This is a genomic window from Emcibacter sp. (genome assembly GCF_963675455.1).
In the GTDB taxonomy this organism is placed as follows: domain Bacteria; phylum Pseudomonadota; class Alphaproteobacteria; order Sphingomonadales; family Emcibacteraceae; genus Emcibacter.
Genome location: NZ_OY776217.1, coordinates 2,041,323 through 2,064,874, shown reverse-complemented (window position 1 = coordinate 2,064,874; position 23,552 = coordinate 2,041,323). Strand labels below are relative to the sequence as shown.

The 23,552-nt window shown below is 52.7% G+C and carries 23 protein-coding genes; 10 read left to right on the top strand and 13 right to left on the bottom strand.

What is annotated here, in order from left to right:
- Positions 1-1,824, bottom strand: coding sequence for a tetratricopeptide repeat protein (locus tag ACORNT_RS09535; protein WP_321389679.1), 1,824 nt, complete (start codon positions 1,822-1,824; stop codon positions 1-3).
- A 70-nt stretch (positions 1,825-1,894) separates the two neighbouring features.
- On the bottom strand, positions 1,895-2,071 hold the full coding sequence (locus ACORNT_RS09530; protein WP_321389676.1) for a hypothetical protein: 177 nt from the start codon (positions 2,069-2,071) through the stop codon (positions 1,895-1,897).
- Between the two features lie 192 nt (positions 2,072-2,263).
- On the opposite strand from ACORNT_RS09530, the gene ACORNT_RS09525 reads away from it, so the two are divergent.
- Positions 2,264-3,411, top strand: a protein-coding gene (locus tag ACORNT_RS09525; protein WP_420717492.1) for an IS3 family transposase whose coding sequence is annotated in 2 segments (ribosomal slippage) — positions 2,264-2,513 and positions 2,513-3,411 — 1,149 coding nt in all. Because the reading frame shifts where the segments join, the coding sequence is not laid out codon by codon here.
- A gap of 360 nt (positions 3,412-3,771) precedes the next feature.
- Here ACORNT_RS09525 and ACORNT_RS09520 read toward each other — a convergent pair.
- The 4 genes from ACORNT_RS09520 to glmU form a co-directional block, all read right to left on the bottom strand.
- Positions 3,772-4,152, bottom strand: coding sequence for a type II toxin-antitoxin system VapC family toxin (locus ACORNT_RS09520; RefSeq protein ID WP_321389671.1), 381 nt, complete (start codon positions 4,150-4,152; stop codon positions 3,772-3,774).
- Entirely contained in the window at positions 4,149-4,406 is a 258-nt protein-coding gene (locus tag ACORNT_RS09515; RefSeq protein ID WP_321389668.1) for a type II toxin-antitoxin system prevent-host-death family antitoxin, read from the bottom strand. The genes ACORNT_RS09520 and ACORNT_RS09515 overlap by 4 nt, the downstream gene beginning before the upstream one ends.
- A 79-nt stretch (positions 4,407-4,485) precedes the next feature.
- Positions 4,486-6,312: a glutamine--fructose-6-phosphate transaminase (isomerizing) gene (gene glmS, locus ACORNT_RS09510; protein ID WP_321389664.1), complete on the bottom strand. Its 1,827-nt coding sequence runs from the start codon at positions 6,310-6,312 to the stop codon at positions 4,486-4,488.
- A 39-nt stretch (positions 6,313-6,351) separates the two neighbouring features.
- Positions 6,352-7,689, bottom strand: coding sequence for a bifunctional UDP-N-acetylglucosamine diphosphorylase/glucosamine-1-phosphate N-acetyltransferase GlmU (gene glmU, locus ACORNT_RS09505; protein WP_321389662.1), 1,338 nt, complete (start codon positions 7,687-7,689; stop codon positions 6,352-6,354).
- A 160-nt stretch (positions 7,690-7,849) separates the two neighbouring features.
- On the opposite strand from glmU, the gene ACORNT_RS09500 reads away from it, so the two are divergent.
- Positions 7,850-8,524, top strand: coding sequence for an HAD family hydrolase (locus ACORNT_RS09500; RefSeq protein WP_321389660.1), 675 nt, complete (start codon positions 7,850-7,852; stop codon positions 8,522-8,524).
- Here the strand turns inward: ACORNT_RS09500 and ACORNT_RS09495 are convergent.
- Genes ACORNT_RS09495 through ACORNT_RS09480 form a run of 4 tightly spaced genes read right to left on the bottom strand, consistent with a single transcriptional unit; the run spans position 8,521 to position 11,294 of the window.
- Positions 8,521-9,591: a nucleotidyltransferase family protein gene (locus ACORNT_RS09495; protein ID WP_321389656.1), complete on the bottom strand. Its 1,071-nt coding sequence runs from the start codon at positions 9,589-9,591 to the stop codon at positions 8,521-8,523. The genes ACORNT_RS09500 and ACORNT_RS09495 overlap by 4 nt on opposite strands.
- Positions 9,584-10,546 (bottom strand): HprK-related kinase A, encoded by a 963-nt coding sequence (locus tag ACORNT_RS09490; protein ID WP_321389654.1) that lies wholly within the window; start codon positions 10,544-10,546, stop codon positions 9,584-9,586. Before ACORNT_RS09490 ends, ACORNT_RS09495 begins: the two co-directional genes overlap by 8 nt.
- Entirely contained in the window at positions 10,539-10,835 is a 297-nt protein-coding gene (locus tag ACORNT_RS09485; protein WP_321389652.1) for an HPr-rel-A system PqqD family peptide chaperone, read from the bottom strand. Before ACORNT_RS09485 ends, ACORNT_RS09490 begins: the two co-directional genes overlap by 8 nt.
- Positions 10,836-10,883: 48 nt before the next feature.
- The gene (locus ACORNT_RS09480) at positions 10,884-11,294 is read right to left on the bottom strand and encodes a hypothetical protein (protein WP_321389646.1); all 411 of its coding nucleotides are present in this window, start codon (positions 11,292-11,294) and stop codon (positions 10,884-10,886) included.
- A gap of 431 nt (positions 11,295-11,725) precedes the next feature.
- On the opposite strand from ACORNT_RS09480, the gene ACORNT_RS09475 reads away from it, so the two are divergent.
- The 8 genes from ACORNT_RS09475 to ACORNT_RS09440 all read left to right on the top strand — a co-directional run bounded on the left by ACORNT_RS09475 (position 11,726) and on the right by ACORNT_RS09440 (position 19,927).
- Positions 11,726-13,033 (top strand): sensor histidine kinase, encoded by a 1,308-nt coding sequence (locus ACORNT_RS09475; protein ID WP_321389643.1) that lies wholly within the window; start codon positions 11,726-11,728, stop codon positions 13,031-13,033.
- Between the two features lie 286 nt (positions 13,034-13,319).
- Positions 13,320-14,306 carry a PstS family phosphate ABC transporter substrate-binding protein gene (locus ACORNT_RS09470; RefSeq protein WP_321389640.1) on the top strand — a complete coding sequence of 329 codons (987 nt, stop codon included), beginning with the start codon at positions 13,320-13,322 and terminating at the stop codon, positions 14,304-14,306.
- Between the two features lie 89 nt (positions 14,307-14,395).
- On the top strand, positions 14,396-15,778 hold the full coding sequence (gene pstC, locus ACORNT_RS09465) for a phosphate ABC transporter permease subunit PstC (protein WP_321389638.1): 1,383 nt from the start codon (positions 14,396-14,398) through the stop codon (positions 15,776-15,778).
- A 1-nt stretch (position 15,779) separates the two neighbouring features.
- Complete coding sequence (gene pstA, locus ACORNT_RS09460; protein WP_420717563.1) at positions 15,780-17,108, top strand: phosphate ABC transporter permease PstA; 1,329 nt, start codon at positions 15,780-15,782, stop codon at positions 17,106-17,108.
- A gap of 6 nt (positions 17,109-17,114) precedes the next feature.
- Entirely contained in the window at positions 17,115-17,924 is an 810-nt protein-coding gene (pstB, locus tag ACORNT_RS09455) for a phosphate ABC transporter ATP-binding protein PstB (protein WP_420717491.1), read from the top strand.
- Positions 17,925-17,961: 37 nt separating this feature from the next.
- Complete coding sequence (gene phoU, locus ACORNT_RS09450) at positions 17,962-18,690, top strand: phosphate signaling complex protein PhoU (RefSeq protein ID WP_321389631.1); 729 nt, start codon at positions 17,962-17,964, stop codon at positions 18,688-18,690.
- 5 nt (positions 18,691-18,695) lie between these two features.
- The gene (phoB, locus tag ACORNT_RS09445; RefSeq protein ID WP_321389628.1) at positions 18,696-19,385 is read left to right on the top strand and encodes a phosphate regulon transcriptional regulator PhoB; all 690 of its coding nucleotides are present in this window, start codon (positions 18,696-18,698) and stop codon (positions 19,383-19,385) included.
- Positions 19,386-19,669: 284 nt separating this feature from the next.
- Positions 19,670-19,927, top strand: coding sequence for a hypothetical protein (locus tag ACORNT_RS09440; RefSeq protein WP_321389626.1), 258 nt, complete (start codon positions 19,670-19,672; stop codon positions 19,925-19,927).
- Between the two features lie 63 nt (positions 19,928-19,990).
- Here ACORNT_RS09440 and ACORNT_RS09435 read toward each other — a convergent pair whose 3' ends face one another.
- From ACORNT_RS09435 to ACORNT_RS09425, 3 genes are all read right to left on the bottom strand, one after another.
- Positions 19,991-20,794, bottom strand: a complete 804-nt coding sequence (locus ACORNT_RS09435; protein WP_321389624.1) for a serine protease — start codon at positions 20,792-20,794, stop codon at positions 19,991-19,993.
- A gap of 41 nt (positions 20,795-20,835) precedes the next feature.
- The gene (gene xrtA, locus ACORNT_RS09430; protein WP_321389622.1) at positions 20,836-22,386 is read right to left on the bottom strand and encodes an exosortase A; all 1,551 of its coding nucleotides are present in this window, start codon (positions 22,384-22,386) and stop codon (positions 20,836-20,838) included.
- 112 nt (positions 22,387-22,498) lie between these two features.
- Positions 22,499-23,533 carry a FemAB family XrtA/PEP-CTERM system-associated protein gene (locus ACORNT_RS09425; RefSeq protein ID WP_321389619.1) on the bottom strand — a complete coding sequence of 345 codons (1,035 nt, stop codon included), beginning with the start codon at positions 23,531-23,533 and terminating at the stop codon, positions 22,499-22,501.
- Positions 23,534-23,552: the final 19 nt, after the last annotated feature.

Genomic DNA, 23,552 nt, shown 5'->3' with positions numbered 1-23,552 from the left:
CTACTTCGGCGCTATATCACAGGGCGCCGTGACCCGATACTGATCCGAGGTAAAGGGATTGGTGCCGTGCCAGGTATAGGACGGGAAAAACACCTGCATGCCTTCCTGCGGTTTGATGATCTTGCGCGGGCTGTTGTGTTCGGCAAGCTTCAGGTTGGATTCCCCGAACTTGACCCAGCCCGGTTTGTCACCCTCTTCGGTTGAGTTTTTAATCTCGTCCGGCAGGGCCACATAATAGGGCCCGCTGATCCAGCCCTTGGGATGCATGTGATTGGTGTGGAAACCCTCGCTTTTAAGCCTGCAGGACCAGGAGCCGGAAAATCTGATATCATGGGTCAGCCGCCGGGTCAGCGGATGGGTCTCATCGTGCGGCAGGTCGGCAATGTAACGCTGCGCCGCCCCGTACACTGCCTTCTGCAGCTTTTTGATCACTTCATGTTTGTTGTCATACAGATGGCCGAAGGTCTGGGTGCCGCCCATAAGGGTCTGGTCCAGCGGCTGGCGCTGCATTTTGTGCAGGGTGATCAGGGTTTCATGCAGATGTTCGTTAAATTCCCCGATAGAGCCATAACCTTCCGGCACTTCAAGCTCGATCCCGCGCACCAACAGATCATAGTTTTGCAGCCAGTGCTCGCGCTCGTCGCCCATGATGCGCCAGCAGATCGACCGCAGCGCCCAGATGGTCTGCTCGTCGGGATTGATCTTTTCAGCATCCTCAAGCTGCTCGAGGGCATAGTCAATCTCGTCCATATGGATCAGCAGCCGGGCATAGTCGATATGATAGGCCTCGTTGTCCGGGGCAAAGGACACGCAGCTTTCGAAATGGCTGCGGGCGACGTCAAAATCCTGCAGGATGTTATAGGTCTTGCCGTAGGCATAATGAAGTTCCGGACTTTCCGGGAAACGGGCCCGGACCCGGTCCAGCATATCCCGGCTCCTGTCCGCATGACCGGCCATGTTGAGATAGTCCGCATAGGTCACCGGCAGTTCCACCGCGTCCGGATGTTTTTCCATCGCCCATTCATAGGAGCCGAGGAACTGGTCCGACAGGCCGGATTCCCAGATGATATTATTGAGCAGCTTGTGGCTTTCCATATGCAGCGGATCGATTTCCAGAATCTTCCGGTAAGCCTGGATCGCCTGTTCATTGTCGCCCTGCTCGTGCAGGATGGCGGCCAGGTTCTGCCAGCTTTCCATCTGGTTCGGATTGCGGCGGATCACCTCCATGCAGCAGCGTCTGGCTTCGTCGAGACGTTTTTCTGCGCGCAATGCCCCGCCCAGGTTATGGATCGCCCGGATATTATTGGGATCAAGCCGCACCGCCTGCTCATATTCGACGATAGCCTTGTCATTGTCGTCGCCTTTACGGAAGATGAGCCCCAGGGCATTATGATAACGGCTGTCTTTGGGGTTGAGCCTGAGGGCCTCGCGCAGTCTTTTCTCCGCCTCGTCATAGCGCTCCAGGCTGGTCAGGGCGATGCCCCAGTTATAGAGCGCCTCGGCAAAGCGCGGTTCCAGCTTCACCGCCCGGGCGTAGTGAGAAAGCGCCTCTTCATGTTTACCGGCGGAGGTGAGAAAATTAGCGTAGTTGCTTGAAATGGCCGGGTTTTTCCCGCCACCTTTGAGGGCCTTCTGGAAATAGTCCCCGGCGGCCGCCATATCCCCGGCCCGCTTCCTGAGCAGGGCGAGGAAATGCAGCGCATCCGGCTGGTCCGGGTTGGTCATCAGGATCTGTCGGCAGGCGGCCTCGGCCTCGGCAAACCTGCCGGCCTGCTGATGCGCTATCACGCTCTGGAGCTGTTGCTGCAGGTTATTCTGAAACATGGCAAATTGTATACCATATATCCGCAGTGAGGGAATGGGAGAAATTTAATTCGCCCAGCAACACAACGGACTATTTGCTTTTTTTGATTTCTTTTTGAATCTTTCTAGCTTTTTCAATGTAATACTTAATATCTGAATTATTTGTCTCACCGTATTGATCAATAATTTTTTTTATTTCTTCTAACGCTTCATCCTCTTCCTCCAAATAACTCAACAACTCCGCTCTGCGTACTTTTACGTCAACCACTCTTTCAAATATTTCTGGATAGTCAACACCCTCAAAAAGCTCTAAATGCTTATAATAAAGATCATAAGCTTCGTCATACTCATCCAGTTGAATTAGACAGGATGCCTTAAATGCATACGCGTTACTTTGGACTTGTCTTAAAAAAGTGGACAGGACCTCCAAAAGAATTATTGATATTTTATGGAGGAAATTATGGCCCGAACAAGACATTCAGAAGACTTCAAACGTGAGGCTGTCAAACTGGCGCTGAGCAGCAATTTACCCAGGCAGGCTGTTGCCGAAGATTTGGGGATCGGCAAATCGACCCTTGGCAAGTGGATCACCGAACATCGACAGACGCAGCAGGGGGCGGAAGAGCCTTCCGGAGGGTCTGATGATCTTCATGGGGAACTTGCCCGGCTTCGTCGCGAGAACAGGATATTGCGTGAGGAGCGCGAACTCCTAAAAAAAGCAACCGCCTTCTTCGCGAGCCAAAAATAATGCGCTACCGATTTATCGATGCGGAGAAGGCGCATCATCAGGTGGACCGCCTCTGCGGCCTGCTGGAAGTTTCCCGCTCGGGCTATTATGCCTGGCGCAGCCGCCCTGCCAGCAAACGGTCCCGGGAGGATCTGGTGCTTCTGGCCCATATCAAGGCGGAGTTCGAAAGCAGTCACTATTCCTACGGCCGTCCGCGGATGGTGGAAGAACTGAAGGCCAAGGGCCTGGAGGTCGGGCATACCCGTATCGGGCGCCTGATGAGGGAGAATGGCATTCAGGCCATTCGCAGCCGCAGGAAACGCTATCAGCGCCCGGGCCTCGTGCCGTCGTTCGGCTATGCCCCCAACCTGCTGGATCAGGACTTTACGGCCGACCGGCCCAATGAGAAATGGGTCGTTGATATCTCCTATGTCGCCACTCTTCGCGGCTGGATTTATCTCGCTGTGGTGATGGACCTTTATTCCCGCCGTATTGTGGGATGGCATATGAGTGACCGGATGAAGCAGGACCTGGCCCTGCAGGCGCTGAAGATGGCCATCTCCTTGCGTCGACCGGAACCGGGTCTGATCCATCACTCAGACCGTGGCAGCCAATATGTGGCGACCGAATACCAGATGACGCTGAAACAACATGCCATCGTCCCGTCCATGTCCGGGAAGGGCAACTGTTACGATAATGCTGCCGTCGAGGCCTTCTTTAAAACCTTGAAAGCGGAACTGGTCTGGCGCGTGAAATTCGAAAGCCGTGAACAGGCAGAAAGGATCATCAATGAGTACATTATGAACTTCTATAACCGGAAAAGGCGACATTCGACCCTTGGCAACATCAGCCCGATGGCCTATGAGAAATTAGCCGCCTAAAGAGCACGGTCCTGTCCACTTTTTTAAGACAAGTCCATTTTTCTCTTCGATTATCCTAGAAGTGACTGGCTCTAATGTCTGTGTTTTTGGAGTCTGCTCAGTCGGCTGTTGAGCAACTGAAACACCCTCCGTAGCAAAAGCGGCGAGAAATAAGACGATAATTAGAAAAGCTCTTTGCATAATACACCCCAACATCCTTATTCATCTCAGAGTATTTCAACTAAATAGATATGTAAACAAATACCCCTCTCCGGAACTGGAGAGGGCGGAAGAAAGATTAATATCTCTGATAAGTTGGCCTATGCCCTTACTCCACCCTCACCGAATTGGCGAGGTTGCGCGGCTGGTCCACATCGGTGCCTACAAAACCGGTTTGATATCCGTCTTTCCGAAATCATTGCCCACATAAAGCAGCGGAACGCTTCGTTCCCTCGCCAGGGCATAGGCGAAGCAATCGCCGAAATTGAGCCCGGCCGGATGACTTCCCTTGCCCCAGGTGGCGTAGACCTGCTGCACCTGCCGGGCCACAGCCCCATCCACCGTGACGATCTCGACCCCCAGCGCGGAAATCAGTTCCTCGGCTTCTTCACCAAGCCCTCTCGAACTGGCGACAATCAGAAGTTCCGACAGGGTTCCCGCGGACATGCAAAGATCATTCTCGGTAAGGCATTCGGAGATTTTCTCCGCCCCCTCCTCCCCAAGCAGCAGCGCCATGACCGCAGAGGTATCGACCGCAATCATCCGGGCATTCCGGTGTCGTCATAAAGGAATTTGTCGGCCTCGGCGGCGGGAACACCCTTGGCGGCCTTCTCCTTTGCCCGAGCGAGAATATTGTCGAGGGCTGCCTTTTTTTCCTCAGGCGTTTTCGCCCCGGCAATGGGACGGATTTCCGCCACAGGCTTGCCGTGCTTGGTGAGCAATATCTGCTCCCCCTCACCGGCCGCCTTGATCAGGCCGGACAGTTTGCCCTTGGCTTCATGGATCGCAATTTTCATGGGATATCTCCTATTTGGTCCATTATATGGTCCAGATAGGAATAGAGTCAAGAAATATGGACTATTAACAGGTCCAGAATTACTCCACCGTCACCGATTTGGCCAGGTTGCGCGGCTGGTCCACATCGGTGCCTTTGGCGACGGCGACGTGATAGCTGAGGAGCTGCACCGGGATGGCGTAAAGCAATGGTGTCACGAACTCGTCCAGCATCGGCAGGGCGATGGTGGCCTCCGCATCGACGCCGTTCTTTTTCGCGCCTTCCACGTCGGTGATGAAGATCACCCTTCCTTTACGGGCAATCACTTCCTGCATATTGGACACGGTCTTGTCAAACAGGCGGCCCGAGGGCGCAATGACAATGATCGGCACAAGTTCATCAATAAGCGCGATGGGTCCGTGCTTCATTTCCCCGGCGGCATAACCTTCCGCATGGATATAGCTGATTTCCTTGAGCTTCAGCGCCCCTTCCATGGCGATGGGATATTCCGGGCCTCTCCCTAAATAGATCACATCCCGGGCCTTTGACATGTCGTCGGCCAGCGCCTCGATGGATTCGTCATGGTTCAGGACCTCGGCCATACGCGCCGGTACTTCGGTCAGCGCATGGCACAGCCGTTCTTCTTCCTTGTGGTCGATCTTGCCGCGGGCCTTGGCCACGGCGATGGACAGGCAGGCGAGGACCGAGAGCTGACATGTGAAGGCCTTGGTCGAGGCGACGCCTACTTCCGGCCCTGCATGGGTCTGCAGCACGATGTCGCTTTCCCGCTCCATACTGCTTTGCGGCACATTGACGATGGTCAGGATATGCTGGCCCTGTGATTTGGCGTAGCGCAAAGCCGCCAGGGTATCGGCGGTCTCCCCGGACTGGGAAATAAAGATCGCGAGCCCGCCGGCTGGCATCACCGCTTCCCGATACCGGAATTCGGAGGCGATATCGACCTCCACATTGATGCGGGCCATCTGCTCGAGCCAGTATTTGGCGACCATGCCCGCATAATAGGACGTGCCGCAGGCGATGATGGTCACCCGCTCGATGCTGCCTAAATCAAAGGGGAATTCCGGCAGGGTGGTGGTGCCATGCAGCGGATCCACCAGGGTACCGATGGTCTGGCCAACCACGGTCGGCTGTTCGTAGATTTCCTTGAGCATGAAATGGCGGTAGTTGCCCTTGTCGATCATGCCGCCGGAAACGCTGGCGATGGTCACGGGACGGATGACTTCCTTGCCGCTTTCATCAAAAATACGGGCGGCATCACGGGTCAGCTCGACCCGGTCGCCTTCATCCAGATAGGTGATGCGGTTGGTCAGGTCGGACAGGGCAATGGCGTCGGAGCCGAGATACATCTCGCCGTCGCCGTAACCGACCACAAGCGGGCTGCCGCGCCGGGCGCCGATCATCAGGTTGTCTTCACCGTCAAAAATAATGGCGAGGCCAAAGGCCCCTTCCAGCTTTTCCAGCGCGGCGGCGGCCGCGGCCCGGGCGTCAAGGCCCTTGTCGAGCAGGCTGGTGATCAAATGGACGATGGTTTCGGTGTCTGTTTCAGTCTCGAAAACATGGCCCTCGGACGTCAGTTCCTCGCGCAGTTCGCGGAAATTCTCAATGATGCCGTTATGCACCACAGCCACCCGCGGGGTGGCATGGGGATGGGCGTTATTTTCGGTCGGCGCACCGTGGGTGGCCCAGCGGGTATGGCCGATGCCGATGGTACCCGGCAGCGGACTCTCGACCAGACGGGCCTCGAGATTCTTCAGCTTGCCTTCGGCCCGGCGGCGGTCAATGTTTTTGCCGTTATACAGCGTGGCAATGCCCGCGCTGTCATAGCCGCGATATTCCAGACGACGCAATCCGTCCACAATCCGGGGAGTGGCGTCTTCCTTGCCGATGATACCGATGATGCCGCACATAGCTTTTTATCCTCTAGATACTCTTCTTGTTTCTTCTGGTTATTTCTTCTGATTTTGGCGAAACTTCAGGGCCCAGCCGCCAAGTTCCTTCTGGCTCGCCCGGGTTACCGCCAGGGCGTCCGCCGAGACTTCTTTGGTCACCACGCTGCCGGCCCCGACGATGGCGCCGTCACCGATGGTCACCGGGGCCACAAGCGAGGTATTGGAGCCGATGAAAGCCCCCTTGCCAATGTCCGTCTTGAACTTGTTGAAACCGTCATAGTTACAGGTGATGGTGCCAGCGCCGATATTGGCCCCCTCACCGACCCGGGCATCGCCAATATAAGTCAGATGGCTGACCTTGGCATCCTTCTCGATGGTGGATTTCTTGATTTCCACAAAGTTGCCGATCTTGGCGCCCTCGCCGATGTCGGCGTTGGGGCGTAGCCGGGCAAACGGCCCGACGGAAGCGCCGCTATGGACGGTGCACCCTTCAAGATGGGAAAAACTGTGGATCTTCACATTGTCATCAATAGTCACACCGGGGCCGAAAAACACATTGGGGCCGATCACCACATCACGGCCTACCCGCGTATCATGGGCGAAAAAGACCGTATTCGGGTCAATCAGGGTCACGCCCTCGGCCATGAACCAGTCACGCCTGCGGTTCTGGAACACCGCTTCCGCCTCGGCCAGCTCCCTGCGGCTGTTGATGCCCATGACTTCCTGTTCATCGGCTTCGACCACACTGCAGGTCAATCCCCGGCTACGGGCGATTTCGACGATATCGGTGAGATAATATTCGCTCGACGCATTGTCATTGCTGACCAGATCCAGCAGGGTGAACAGTTCTTTCCCGTCCACGGCCATGATGCCGGAATTACACAGGTCGATTTTGCGTTGTTCCTCGCTGGCGTCCTTGTGCTCGACGATGGCTTCCAGTTCGCCTGAACCGTTAACCACCAGACGGCCGTAGGCCTTGGTATCCGCCGGGCGGAAACCCAGCACCACGACAGAAGCGGCAGTATCGCCCATACGGGCATCGACCATCGCCTGCAGGGTTTCCTCGGTCAGCATTGGCACATCGCCATAGAGGATCAGAACATTGCCATCAAACCCTTCGAGCGCGTCGCGGGTGACCTGGACCGCATGGCCGGTGCCAAGCTGCGGCTCCTGGACCACGATTTCAGAAATATCCCCGACGGCATTTTCCACCTGTTCCTTGCCGGCGCCGACCACGACAACCTTGCGGGAGGGCGACAGCGGCACAAGCCGGTCCATCAGGTGCATCAGCATGGGATGCCCGGCCAGCGGGTGCAGAACCTTGTGGGTGGAAGACTTCATGCGGGTCCCCTTGCCCGCCGCGAGAATAATGACCGCCAGATCAGTAGAGCTCATGATTTTATTTCTTTTTCCGTTATTACTTATTACAAATAAGAAAACAGGCTCGTTAACCGTCCCATTTTGGGGCACTTTGCCACAAGTTTACTAACATTTATATAACTCAAAACGTTTATTTTTTGATTTCAATTGTCTGTCAGGGATTAATGTCAACTTTATGTCAGAAAAACTGAAAGCCGTGATCTTCGACCTGGACGGTACCCTTGTGGACAGCGCCCGGGACCTGACCGCCACCCTCAATCATGTGCTGGGCCTGGAAGGCCGCCCGAAAATCCATATTGACGACGTGCGTCATATGGTCGGGCACGGCTCCCGCGCCCTCATCATCAAAGGTTTTGATCATTCCGGCGAGGTGCCGCCGGACGCCGAGGTGGACCGGCTGCAGGGCATCTTCCTCGACTATTACAACAGCCATATTGCCGACCATACCATCGCCTTCCCCGGCCTGCACGAGGCACTGGCGGAACTGCAGGACAACGGTGTGAAACTCGCGGTCTGCACCAACAAGGTGGAAGACCTGAGCCACAAGCTGCTGAAGGCTCTCGAACTGGATGATTTTTTCTGCGCCCTGACCGGCGGCGATAGCTTTGACTATAAGAAACCGGACCCCCGGCACCTGACCTCGACGCTGGAGCTGATGGGCTGCCCCCCCGAGGGGGCCGTGATGGTGGGCGATTCCGCCAATGATATCGACGCCGCCCGCAATGCAGCCCTTCCGGTGGTGGGTGTGACGTTCGGCTATACGCCGGTGCCTGTGGAGGAACTCAAGCCCAACCGGGTGATTGACCATTTCGACCAACTCATTCCCGCTCTCCGGGACATCATGGGCTAGGCCGCCTCGCCTTTGAAACGTCGGAAAAATTTTGTAGTGAGATGGCGGATCAAAAGCCCGGCCGGCATGCGCAGCCAGTGCGAACGCATGTAAAGAATTTTCGATACCAGCTGAAACAGGCGATTTTTTGGCGGATAGGTCACCAGCGGCACCATCCAGTCCATCATCCCCCGCACAAATGAATTTGGGGCATAACGGGCGCTCTCTGCCAGCACCGCTGCCGGTATTTCCGTTTCCAGAATCATCGAACAATAGCGCAGGCAATAATAAAGCGGCCGACCGAGCGCCAGTTCATCTGCCCGCGCCATAAGCCTGTTCCAAAAGCCTTCAGTGCGCGAGAATTCCCGGATCATGTCATGCTCTTCCAGCAAATTACGGAGCGAGACGGCAATCTCCCCGTCGTGAAACAGATGCACCGCACTGTGCAGCAGCATATCTTCCGGCGACAGGGTATAAAGATTGCCGTCCACCTGCTCGATATCGTCCAGCAACATTGACGCGTCTACACCAAGCCGGCTGGTCAGCGGCAGTATGGTATGATGGACATCCACCGTCATACCCCGGTCCGGATGAAAAAGCGGCGGCAGTTCATGCGCCCATTCCCGGTAATATCTCTGGTCATAGTCGTCTTCCACACTATGCACCCAGCCATGTTCCAGCAGCTTTTCCTCGACCGCCGGAAGATCATTCCGGTCAACCATAATATCCACGTCGGAACTGACCCTGCCGGCGGCAGCTTCCAGTTTGCGGGCAATATAGGCCCCGCCCTTCAGAACCACAATCGGGCCTTCAAAACCAAACAGGGCCCGACGGATCCGGTTCAGTTCCCACATCAGGCGACGCTGGCGGGACTGGGCGTCAATTTCCGCCGACAGGAAAATATCCTGTACCCGTCCGGGCAGGCTGTCCCACAGGTCATGCTTCCGGGCCTCGGCAGCCAGCCGGCCTGTCAGGCTGTTGACGCGGGCCTCGTAAAGCAGACTGTTCCACTGATCAACGGTGAAATCCGGCATCAGGTCCGGACTTTTCAGGACATCAATTACCAGGGAGCCGCTTGTTTCAGTCATTGCCGCCCCCCGGGCCCGGATCGACATTTTCATCGACAAAACGCTCGACCAGCCTGATCCCTTCCTCCAGGTTCGGATAGACGATTTCACAACAGGCGGCGCTATCCGCAATGTCGGTCATGATTCTGAAGGACCGCTCGCCGATGTCGCCGTAATTGGCCGACGACATGACGATCTTGAAAAAGGCCATGCTGCGGGTGATCGGTCGAATCTCCGGTTTGGCGTCGGGGTCAAAAACCGGCAGGATGATGGCCCCGGCCTTCGCCCTTTCAAACATGCGGCTGATGCTGTCTTCGGGCGGGCGCATATAGCAAATGGTGCCTTTGGGCGTGCCTTCATATTCCTTGCTGAATGTGGTGCCTTCGCTCGCCCAGTCCTTCATCACCGGTATTGATTCATTCTTCAGCGAGACCGGCCGGGGATAAGGCACAAAATCCCCGGTGTTGATGTCCGCCAGACCGAATTCATCGGAAAACAGCCGCCAGCCGACAAAGGACAGACCCGCCGCCAGGGTGCTCTTGCCGCTGCCGGACGCTGCGGGCATGATCACCACCCGGCCATTGCGCTCGACAACACCGGCATGAAACAAAAGGAAATTCTTGCAACCCACGGCGACCTGCCAGTTCAGGCCCATTTCGGTTGCCACCAGCCCCAGATCCGCATGCAGGGGAATGAAAGCATCCTTCATCATGGTGTCGACACAGGCCTGGGGTTTGATCCAGCGGCGATAAAAATTACGACCGTAAACGTTGAGGTGATTGTTGGCGATTGTCCCTTCCGGATAGACCGGATAACCACCGTAAAGATCGCAGAATTGCCTGCGAACATGAGGAAACAGGATACGCACCTGGGTCACGAACGGACCCACTTCAAGGGAAATACCCCCTGTTTTTAACTGCCTCCCCAGTTGCCTGTCGGGAATTTCGGCGAGTGCAACGGTGTCTTTTTTATGCATCAGTGGGTTCGATCAGTCCCATTTTGTCAAATTCCGCCATAGTCTGACGGATATTCTGCCGGATGTCTTCAGAAAATTTTTCTTCCATCACAGTTTCCAGCTCATGACATATGTCCTGAAGTGAGCTTGGTTTTTCCTCGATAATGGCAAGGATTTCCCGGGCGAAAATGTTCATCGCCTGCGTATGGCCGGACCTGGGATCAAAAATGATATAGGCGTCATCCCAGTTTTTCCATAAAAAACCGGCTGTATCCCCTATGCGGAATACAGCCGTTTCATATAAAGACATTGCATCACTCACCGAATAACGGACTTGTGCAGAGTGGCCGGGGCCACCTTAGTTAAAATGCGTTTTGCTGATATATTCAGCAGCATTAATGGACTGCAGGCAGGAGCAATCTTCACGATTGCTCTTCTGCAGATAATCCCAATGGTTCTCGTTATAATCCTGAAAATGTTCAGTCCGTTCGGGATGTTCATATTCATGATCAGCTGACATCCAGGTCCGGTGTTCCCTGGGAATCTGCAGGGCTTCATGTCCCTGTTGGGACAATTGCTTGACGCGGGAAACGCAGCCTGCACCTGACACAGCAATATTTCCTGTTGCCATGGCATTCCCCGTGCTCAGCGTCAGCGCCAGCGGGGCCATAGCCGCGCCGGTTTTAAGCACTCTACGACGGGACTGCCTTTTCAGCTGCTCCTGATCAGGAGTCTGATTCCCGGAGGTTTTTCCTTTAAGATCTTCCATTTTTCCAGCCTCTAGCGTTAGTTGCTGTATATATGATTGTCAAAAAAATATACAGTTCCAATAATAATAAACCGATTTAGGGATATCTATGCAATATCCGGGCCATTTTATTTTATTATTTAAATTCAATATCTTAAAAAAAACAGGCTTTGAGCGAGTGTGAAAACTGTTAAATATCCCGACACTTGTGATCCAAACTGGTACATTCAGGATCACCCTGTATTATCATTTTTAACACAGAATAGTTAAAAACCGTATAGCAGATCAGAAAAAAACACTGGAACAAAAAACGGTCAGTTTTTATTATTTTTTTGTTACACAGGTGACATTACCCGGATGTGAGGCTAACGTCTCCGGCTAGCTCGCCCGAAGGTGTAGCTATATTGGCTTGCAACGCTGGTTTTAGGCCGGCGCTTTCTGAAGGTTGTGCATTGGACCAGAAAAACTCATACAACTCCCCCCTGAACGAACTGCGGCCGCTTCTTTATGCCCTGCCGGTTGCAGTCCTTCTTCTTATCTTTACGTTGTTCGAGACTGTGTCCGTCGCCACGGCATTCATTCTGTCCGTCCTGACATTTATCAGCATGATTTACCTGAACCGCAGGTACGAAGAGGAAATCGCCGAGCTGCGCCGGAAAACCATTCTGCAGGAACATGAAAGCCGGGACACCAGGGCCTCACAATTCCTTCTGACCAACATCATGGAGAATCTGACTGACCCCTTCCTTTTGCTGGATTCCCGTAAAAGAATACTGATGGCCAACAAGTCTGCCATCAATATGCTCGGGACGGATATCCTGCGCAAGGATATCTCCCTGTTTATCCGAAATCACGATGTCAATGATGCCATCCGGAAAACCATCAGTACCGGCAGCAGTCAGACCGTAGAATATCTGCATGGCAATGTGGTTCCCCGCAACATGCTGGTTCGACTTCACGCCCTGGACATTCAGGGCAATGAGGAAAACCCCGAAAACAAGCGATATATTTTTCTTTCCATTTATGACATCACACTGATCAAGCAGGCGGAACAGATGCGGGTCGATTTTGTCGCCAATGCAAGCCATGAACTCAGAACGCCGCTGGCCAGCATCCTTGGTTTTGTGGAAACCCTGCAGGGTCCGGCCAAAAATGACCTCCCGGCACAGGAACGTTTTCTGCGCATCATGCATGACGAAGCGAGCCGCATGACACGCCTCGTAGACGATCTGCTTTCCCTGTCAAAGATCGAACGGGAAGCCCATATCCCGCCCGAAGGCAATGTCCACCTGCCCACCCTTGTCAGCAGTGTTCTTGAAACACTGGATATGCGCCTCAAAGAACGCAACATGACTGTCAACATCAGCAATCCCGACAATGTGGATAATGTAGTTGGCGATTTTGACCAGTTGACCCAGGTCGTCCAGAATCTGCTCGACAATGCGATCAAATACGGCCGGGAAAATACTGCCATTGATATTGTCCTGAAGAAACACATCAGTGACTTCCCCATTCACGAGGAAAGTGTAAGCTTTGCAATCACCAACCGGGGTAACGGCATTCCGCCTGAACATATTCCCAGACTCATGGAAAGATTCTATCGGGTTGACACTGCCCGGTCCCGCAGTCTCGGGGGGACGGGACTGGGACTCGCCATCGTAAAACACATTATTCAGCGTCATAAAGGGCATATTTTGTTTGAAAGTGAAGTCAATGAATATACTCGCGTCACCGTCACTCTCCCCAACAAGAAACCCTAACACACTGAAATAATTAATATTTTATAAAATATTACAAAGCACACCCGTTCACGGACTTCAGTGTCACAAAACTTTAATAAAAGTGACGCATATGAGTAATTGACGCTGCATAGTGTCATCGAAAGTTTATGAAATTAATGAATGTGAAAATGGTCTGTTTATTCTGCAGAGATCCGGGCCACCAAACAATCATCCAGGTAGAAACGATAGTTCTACAATTTAATTCGGAGATATGAACGTGCTGAAAAAATCCCTTATAACTCTCGTAGGTGCCGGAACTCTTGCCATGTCCGTGGCAGGTGCTGCCGAAGCCCGGGACCAGATACGTATTGTCGGGTCTTCTACAGTTTTCCCTTTCGCAACAGCCGTTGCTGAAGAATTCGGCCAGACAACCTCATTCAAGACGCCTGTTGTTGAAAGCACAGGATCAGGCGGTGGCCTCAAGCTTTTCTGCGCCGGTGTTGGTGAAGGTCATCCGGATATTACCAACGCTTCCCGCCGCATCAAAAGCTCAGAGATCGAGCTTTGCGCTTCCAACGGCGTACAGGAAATCGTTGAAGTCAAAGTAGGATACGACGGCATTGTCCTGGCGAACTCAAAAGAGGTTCCGCAGATGGAACTTTCCCTGCGTGACATCTGGCTCGCCCTGGCCAAGGAAGTTCCGGTCGGCGGTTCCATGGTTGAAAACCCCTATCGTTACTGGAATGAAGTAAATCCGTCCCTGCCGAAGAAAAAAATCGAGGTTATGGGCCCGCCTCCGACTTCCGGCACACGTGACGCCTTTGTTGAACTGGGTATGGAAGGCGGATGTAAAACCTTCCCGGAAATCAAGGGCATGAAGAAAACCGACAAGAAAGCATACAAAGCGGTCTGTCACACAATCCGTGAAGACGGCGCCTATGTGGAAGCCGGTGAAAACGACAACCTGATCGTTGGCAAACTGCAGGCCAACCCCGATGCCTTGGGCATCTTCGGTTACAGCTTCCTTGACCAGAACAGCGATGTCATCCAGGGTAGCGTCGTAAACGGTGAACTGCCGACCTTCGAAAATATTTCAGACGGCAAATATCCTGTATCCCGCTCACTGTTCTTCTATGTCAAAAAAGCACATGTGGGTAAAATTCCGGGTATCCAGGAATATCTGGCTGAATTCACCAGCGACAAGGCAATGGGCGAATTCGGTTACCTGGCAGAAAAAGGCCTGATCCCGATGCCTGAGGAAGAGCTTGCAAAATATCGTGAAGATGCAAAAAATCTTACACCGATGAAGTAATCATTGTAACATGCCGGAACAGGCTTTACCTGTTCCGGCAGTATCCTTTTTAAATTTTGTTTTATCCATTTTGACTTCACAGGACCCCCATGAACATTTATTCACTCATACTGGTTCTTGGCATTATCTCTACGGTGTCCTATGTGTACGGGCGCAAAAAAGCCCTGATGTCCGTCGACGGCCAGATCAGCCGGCTTCATTCCCTGCCAAGTCATTATGGCTGGTATACTGCCATGATCGGCCTTATCCCCGGACTTTTTATCCTGGTTGTCTGGGTGGTCCTGGGCTCAAGTCTGGTCGATAGTCTGGTTCTGTCCCGCCTGTCTGAAACAGTTCAGGGGCTGAGTAATTTTGAAGTCAATATACTGATGAATGATATCCGCAACCTGGCCGCAGGAGACGCCATTTCCGGCGCAGCCACAAGCGAACTTCGACAAGCTGCTGACTATTTCACTAATGTTTCCCGGGCCATTTTCACAATCGTCGCGTTGTCCGCCATTGGCGTAACGTCCCTTTGTACGGTTTTTGGCATTTACCAGATCGAACCCGAACTCAGGTCACGGAATCAACTTGAATCCATTATCCTGTTCTCCCTGATCGCCTGTTCCGTGATTGCCATCATCACGACGATCGGCATTGTCTCCTCCCTGGTGTTCGAAACCATGCGGTTCCTGGAGAAAGTTCCCCTGAGCGAATTCATCTTCGGCCTGCAGTGGAGCCCTCAGACAGCCCTGAGAGCGGACCAGGTGGGAAGTTCCGGATCCTTTGGGGCGATCCCGCTGATCACAGGTACCTTGCTGATCACCTTCATCGCGCTTCTGGTTGCGGCCCCGGTAGGTCTTCTTTCCGCCATTTATATGACTGAATTTGCCGATCGGAAAACCCGGGCTATCTTCAAGCCGTTGCTGGAAGTTCTGGCCGGCATCCCGACCGTCGTCTACGGCTTTTTTGCCGCCCTCGTGGTTGCTCCTGCAATCCGCAATACCGGCGACCTGATGGGGCTGGAAATCGCCTCGGAGAGTGCATTGGCCGCCGGTATCGTCATGGGCATCATGATCATCCCGTTAATGTCCTCCCTGTCGGATGATGTTATTTCCGCGGTTCCACAAAGCCTGCGCGACGGATCCTACGGACTGGGCGCCACCAAGACCGAAACCATTCTGAATGTTATTCTGCCGGCTGCCCTGCCCGGAATTGTCAGCGCATTCCTGCTTGCGGCATCCAGAGCCATCGGGGAAACCATGATTGTTGTGATGGCTGCCGGCATGGCGGCCAACCTTACCGCCAATCCGCTCGAGGCTGTCACCACGGTGACCGTGCAGATCGTGGCATTGCTGACCGGAGACCAGGAATTCGACAGCGCCAAGACCCTGTCCGCCTTTGCGCTGGGACTGGCTCTTTTTGTAATTACCCTCTCCCTGAACTTCCTGGCCCTCCATGTGGTTCGAAAATACCGAGAACAATATGACTGATATGTCCGACAACCTGCCTGAAGAAACCTATCAGGGTCCGACTGCCTGGCACAATGAAGCCATGCGGAAACGCGTCGCCAAGAGATATCGCAAGGAAAGATTTTTCAAGGCCTTCGGGATAGCCGGCCTGAGTCTGGCTTCCCTTGCTTTGGCCGTCCTGATCGGCAGCATTCTCTATATGGGGCTGAGCGGTTTTTCCACCACCAGCATCAAACTGGATATTACGCTTGATCCTGCCGTAATCGGCGATTTGTCAAACAGGACCGACCTTGAACGAACGTCAATGTTGCAACAGGCCAATTACAACACCCTGATCCGCGACAGCCTGCGAGTGAAGTTTCCTGAAGCGAAAAAGCGCAAGGAAGTCTTTGCCCTGATGCGCCTGATCAGCAATGGCGCCCGTGACGAAATCCGGCAAAAGCTAGTTGATAAACCGGGCCTGGTCGGGGAGACAATTTCCATCGATCTGCCCGCCTCAAGCAATGTGGACATGTTCGTAAAAGGACAAATCAAACGGGATGTTCCCCAGTCAGACCGAAAAATTTCCGACCAGCAGATTGCCTGGATTGATCAGCTTGATGCAGAAGGACGTGTTTCCAGAGGCTTTAACTGGCGGTTTCTGTCAACCGGAGATTCCCGGGAACCGGAACTGGCAGGTGTCTGGGGAGCCGTTGTCGGGTCCTTCTATACCCTGATGGTCTGTTTTCTGGTTGCCTTTCCGGTGGGTGTCGCCTCCGCCATCTATCTTGAGGAATTTGCCCCTCAGAACAGGTGGACCGACCTGATTGAAGTCAATATTAACAACCTGGCTGCGGTTCCATCGATTGTCTTCGGACTTCTGGGGCTCGCTATCTTCCTGAATGTGTTTAACATGCCCCGCTCGGCGCCCATGGTCGGCGGCCTTACCCTGGCCCTGATGACCCTGCCCACAATCATTATTGCCGCCCGGGCCGCAATCAAGGCAGTGCCGCCTTCCATCCGCGACGCAGCAATTGGTCTCGGCGCCTCGCCGGTGCAGACAGTCTTCCATCACGTGCTGCCGCTCAGCATGCCAGGTATCCTGACCGGAACCATTATCGGCATGGCTCAGGCGCTTGGCGAAACCGCGCCCCTTTTGATGATCGGTATGGTTGCCTTTATCGTTGATATTCCCCAGGGCATTACGGATGCTGCCACGGCACTGCCGGTTCAGGTTTTCCTGTGGGCCGACAGTCCCGAGAGGGGTTTCCTGGAAAAAACATCGGCAGCAATTATCGTATTGCTGGGATTTCTTGTTATTATGAACGGCCTGGCTATTTGGCTACGTCAGAAGTTTGAGACACGCTGGTAAAGTAAGATGAACATCATGAACGTACAAAATGAAGATCACATCATTTCGCACTCTGAAAAAACACCCAAGATGCGGGCTCGGAACGTCGACGTCTATTACGGTGAAACACAGGCGATTAAGAATGTCAGCCTGGACATTAATTCCGATGAGGTAACGGCGCTAATCGGCCCGTCCGGTTGCGGGAAGTCCACATTTCTGAGATGTCTGAACCGGATGAATGACACCATTCCGATCTGCAGGGTAACCGGCGATATCAAACTGGACGGCGAAGATATCTACGGCAAAAAAGTTGATGTGGTTCAACTACGCGCCCGGGTCGGTATGGTGTTCCAGAAACCCAACCCCTTTCCCAAATCCATCTATGACAACGTGGCCTACGGGCCGCGCATCCACGGTCTGGCAAACAACAACACGGATCTTGATGAAATTGTCTTCACCAGCCTCCAGAAGGCCGGCTTGTGGGAAGAAGTAAAGGACCGGCTTGATACACCTGGCACCTCTCTGTCCGGCGGCCAGCAACAGCGGCTCTGCATTGCCCGTACAATCGCCGTAAACCCGGAAGTTATTCTGATGGACGAGCCCTGTTCCGCGCTCGACCCCATCGCCACCGCAATCATCGAAGAACTGATTGATGAACTTAAGGGCCGTTTCGCGATTGTAATTGTCACGCATTCCATGCAACAGGCAGCGCGTGTATCGCAGAAAACGGCATTTTTCCATCTTGGCGACCTTGTAGAGTATGACGACACAGTGAATATTTTCACAAATCCCAAGAAGGAAAAAACAAAGGATTATATCACCGGTCGTTATGGCTGATTGCCGCGACCGGTCCAATTGTTAGGACGAAAAAGAAATGACAGACAGTCACATCGTTGCCTCCTTTGACGAAAACCTGAACGATCTTCGCAAGAAAATTGTCCAGATGGGCAACCTTGTCGAGGAACAGTTCCGGTTATCCACTGACGCCCTGGTGGAGAAGGACAAAAAACTTGCCGAGGAAATACGCAGCAATGACAAAGCGATTGACCAGCTTGAACTCGAGATCGAAAAGTTCGCGATTAAAGTCATAGCCCTCCGTTCCCCGGTCGCTGACGATCTGAGGGAAGTAATCTCTTCCATTAAAATCAGTTCCGCCCTGGAACGGATGGGCGACTATGCCAAAAACATGGCCAAGCGTCTGTCGGTGCTCAGCAATGTCAATCAGCTGCCGGGCAGCACAACGATCCTGTCCCAGATGATCAAGATCACCAGAACCATGATCACAGACGTCCTCGACGCCTATGTCAAGCGGGACACCAACCTCGCCATAGAAGTCTGGAACCGGGACCAGGAGGTTGATGCCCTTTACGACAGCCTGTTTCGCGAACTACTGACCTATATGATGGAAAAACCACAATATATCACAAGCGCTACGCATCTTCTGTTTATCGCCAAGAATATCGAACGCGCTGGCGACCATGCAACCAATATAGCTGAAATTGTCTATTACATAACCGAAGGCGAACTGCTTGAACTGAAGCGTCCGAAGAAGGACACAACCAGTTTCGCCGACGTTGGGTTTAGCGAAAAAGAGAATAAGTGAATGTCATGAGTGCACATATTTTACTTATAGAAGACGACCAGAATCTTACGGAACTGGTCAGGTACAACCTGGAACAGGAAGGCTTTAAAGTCACCTGTGAAGCCGACGGAGAAGATGGCCTTCTTTCCGCCACTGACGTTTCACCGGACCTGATCCTGCTTGACTGGATGTTGCCAAACCTGTCCGGCATCGAAATCTGCCGCCGTCTGCGCCGGGAAAATGCCACCAAGAATATTCCCATCATCATGCTCACCGCACGGTCGGAAGAAACCGACCGGATCCGCGGCCTGGAAACCGGTGCTGACGATTATATTACAAAGCCATTTTCGCCCAAAGAGCTGATTGCCCGGATCAATGCCATTCTTCGCCGTATCCGGCCTGCCCTGTCCGGCGAGACCCTGGAATATGCCGGTATTGTCATGGACACCGCCTCCCACAAGGTGGCCAGGGATGGAACAGCCCTGCACCTTGGGCCGACTGAATATCGGATGTTGAAACATTTTATGGAAAACCCCGGACGTGTATTCTCCAGGGAACAACTTCTTGATTCTGTATGGGGCAATGACATCTATGTGGAATCAAGAACCGTTGATGTGCATATTCGGCGTCTCAGAAAAGCCCTGAACATTGATCAGAGCCCTAATATCATCCGGACCGTCAGATCCGCAGGTTATGCTCTGGATAAAGACATCTGACGAGAAGTGTAAAGTTATCCATACAAACTGTCGGTATTTTTTACAACTATCGACAGTTTTTTTTATGTGTAAGGAAACTAATACATTTTAACTAGCTGATATCTATAGATTAAAAATTTCTGGCACAATTCTTGTATAATTAATCACGATATTATGGACATGAATGAATATTTATCATTCGTAAAATTTGATTAAAAAACCTCTGGCCATAAGAATTTATTAATTATAGGATAATAACATTATCGGGCACAGAGACTAACTTATTGATATAATTGAGAGTTATTATGGCTGATAATACCGAAAAAAATAGCGATGAACGCCTTTCAATGCGCCAGTCTGTCATGATCTGGGTTGTTGGTGCAGTTTTGGGCTGGGTCGTCGCTGTAGCCTCGGTTTACAGTGCTCTCCGCACTCCTGAAAGCGACATTGCCACGAACAACGCCCCTCTTGAGGAAACTATTTCTCCGGAAGATGCTGCAAAAGTTCAAGAGATAATGCCCGCAGCAGGAGAGGAAAAGACTGAAAACAAGGACGATAATTAATCCGGGCTGCTGCTTTATTTAGCCTGTAAATGCAGCACGCCGGGGTTATTTTGTCCTCATAGATTATTTAGTCTTTCGACCACCCACAGTTTTCAAACCAGCCTCATTCAGAATTTCATGAATATAGACCACCGGAATGGCAAACGTAATGCCGCTCGGTGACGTCAGGGCATTTTCCTTGGTGCCCTTGACTTTCACACTGTTGATAACCCCTTCCACGCGGCCTGTATAAACATCATAGAGGGGACTGCCACTGTTTCCCGGGTAAGCGGTAGCGTCCAGCTGATATACCTCGAACCGCGACTGTGTGATTATTTTAATATCCAGGTAGCGGGCTGAAGGCTGGGGAATAACGTTCGGGGTAATGGCTGCAACAAAGCCTCTGTGTGTTACCGGGTAGAGACCGAGTACCGCACCAATGGGAAACCCGGTAAACGCAATGGCTGACCCCGTATCCATCATCGCACCGTTGCCGAGTTTCACGGGAGGGACTGGATCTCCCGAGATTTTCAGGAGCGCCATGTCGTGTTGCTTGTTTGTTTTGACGATTTCAGCCCTCCTGACTTCGGGCAACCGCCCGACTCCGACCAGAACAATGAGTGTCTCTTTTTCCGACATTTTTGCCGGATCCGGCAGGACATGGGCATTGGTGATGACATAATTACCGTCATATACGGCAAATCCGGTTCCCCGTAGTATATTTTGCGGAGACCCCAGTGGATTATGGGTCGCGATACCTACAACGGATGGAGCGACCTTTTTTACAATCCGGGGAAAATCTGCCGAGCTATCATGCGCGGTCACAGGACCGGCACTGAAAACCGCCACGAACAGAAATACGATAATTGACCCAATTCCAGATTTCATAAATTTTTGCCTGCTATACAACAAGGCACCTTTTCAAATTTTCATTGTCCGCCGGCTGTCACGCCGAGCATAACCTCGATTGGTGGCATTTTTTGGGCAATCTCTTCCAGCGTCTCTCGGCCGGCTTTTTCATTACCATCCCGCAGGTGGATCGAAATGGCAAATACCATGGCTTCCAGACTGCCGCCCAGCATTTTCGCCCGGGCATCATACAGCTTTGCAAGATACGGGTTGTTTGTAAAGCGCCCGTCCACATAATAGACATACCAGACCATACGATTGCCAAGGTTGGAGTGAATGATTTCCTCAATCATTTTGTACTGCTGCCCGCCAACAGTCACCAGTCGACTGCCGCTTGCCGTGCGTGACCAGACTTTGGGAGCCGCCATCGTATTACCGAAACGGATCATCTCCTTGTCGTCATATTGATAGGCGTACCGCGCCGCATAAAGGTCGAAAATCTGGTCCTTCCCGTGGCTATATGTTTTAAGTTGCTCCTCGTCGACATCGACAAAGCGGGGATGCCAATCGCTCTTTTCTGCAGAACCGGCAAAGACCGCAAGATCAAGATTGAGTTGGGATTCCTGGCTTTGCTGCGAAACCCTGTTTTCAATACTGAGGCTGTAAAGCGGTGCTGCAGCAATCAGAAACACTGAAAAGGCAAGCAATATGCCCCAGCGCCTGACGGAGGCGTCTTCCAGGTCCCGGCCCCAGTATTCCCTGGTAAAGTCAATATACCCATCGGTCACCTTGCGATTGGTAAAGGTCATGGCAATGGAAATAAACAGTAACAGGACAAGGGCAAAGAAAAACCAGCCATAAACCAGGTGATCGACGCCAACGGCATATTTCATTTCCGAATAATAACCGATAAGCACGATCCCCGTCGCCCGGGCGCCATTGGCAAGGACGGGTACCAGCAACGCAAGCAGCACGACAATAATCTGCCGGCCGATCGTCTTATAGGCAATGTTGGCCATCAACAGACCAAGCGCGACTGTCGCAACCAGAAACCTCAGACCGGCACAGGCCTCGGCCACATGAAACTTCCCGTTGGGTACCGTGAGGAACACACCCTCCACATAGACCGGAATATCGAGGGCATTCAAGGCGGAGACGACAAAAAATGTGGTGATATCCTGCAATGTCGGAATCAGGAAGTTTCCGAACGGAATAAGAAAATAGAGATACAGAAATGGAAACAACAAGCCATGAACGGCCCGAACACCGATCGCGGTCAGAATTGTCCCCTGCAATATCACAACGAGCCCGAACTGCCTGACAACATTGGCATCCGCCATATCCCCCAACAGCCAGGCAAAAGCCCCTGCGCCGATCAGCGGCAGGCCCCATGCGGTCGGCGTCGGTGCCATCCTGTCAAATATTTCCCGGCGTTCATAAAGGATATAGATAATGATGGGGATGATCAGGAGGCAGTGATTATAATAGGCTTCATTCCACCAGATACCGACAACCGTGGTTATGGTCTGCCAAAAGGAGACAAGGGCAACCGTTAGCATTACACACCAGAGAATGGCGGTTTTTATCCACCTCTTGCGCACGGTTAAATCATTTCCAAACAGATTAATCACTTTATCCCCATAATTTGCCGAAATATCTGTATTTCTGTCTACTGTTATGGATCAAACAGGTTTCCAAACAGTTATTTTATGCTTCTTTATTTCCGTTTTTGCGGATGCGACCTTATCCCAGAGACCGGGAGATCATCGGGCCAAGAAAATTGGCCAGCGGCAATGGCAGCTTTTTCCAGGTTTCGATCATCATGCGATATTTCGGGTTCATCGGATTAATCTCCGGTACTTGCTGACCTTCACGCAGATAATATTCATAATGCAGCGGGCGTGGCTCGAAACCCCAGTTTTTCTTGAAACTGAAGGAACCTGTCCCGTTCTTGCTGCGTCCGAAGTCGAAAATCTCACACTTTCGTTCCGTGACGGCCCGCTCCATGACTGACCAGTACATAAAATCATTGGCCGCATATTTCCGGGCTTCAAAAGTCGCCCCGCCGTAATAGGGGAAGACCTCGTTGCGAAAATAGATACTCATCACACTGGCAATAGCCGGTCCGTCCGGCGCACAGACTGTCAGAATCTCACAGTCATCCCCAAATTCATCCTTCATGGCCTGAAAAAGCTTTTTCGGAAAAACCGGCGTGCCCAGATTGCGCACGCTTTCCGCATACAGCGCATAAAGCCGGTCCACATCCTGATCGATTTCAGGCTTCAGATCGAACTTGATGCCTTTCCTGACCATGGCCCGCTGTTTACGGGGAATGGCCAGCATATTCTCCTCGTTATCCGCCGACAGTTCTTTGCGGAAAACAGAATACATATCATCCTTGCAGGGCCAGTCCTCGTGAACCCGGTCCATATTGCGGAATTCGACACAGTCCACATCCAGCTCTTCTGCCAGCCGGGCGCATTCCCCGTCCAGCAGGGCAAGAACCTCTTCATTGTCAAAAAGGGGGCCGCCGTTGGTCGAAAAGGCAACCGAAATCAGAGAATTTCCAAACAGCCTGCTTTTAACATGCACCAGGGGAACCAGCCCGCATATCCGGCCCTGGTCTTCCACATAAATATAATAAAGCGGATGCCCCATGCTCATGTGAGCCGCCCTGCCCCAGGCCAGCATATGGGCCGCCGTTCCTGCAGGATGAGCGAGCACATAGGCGTTCCATGCCGTGGGATCCCCGTGAATATCATATAATTTGACTTGCATGCCCGCCCCTGTAAACAGA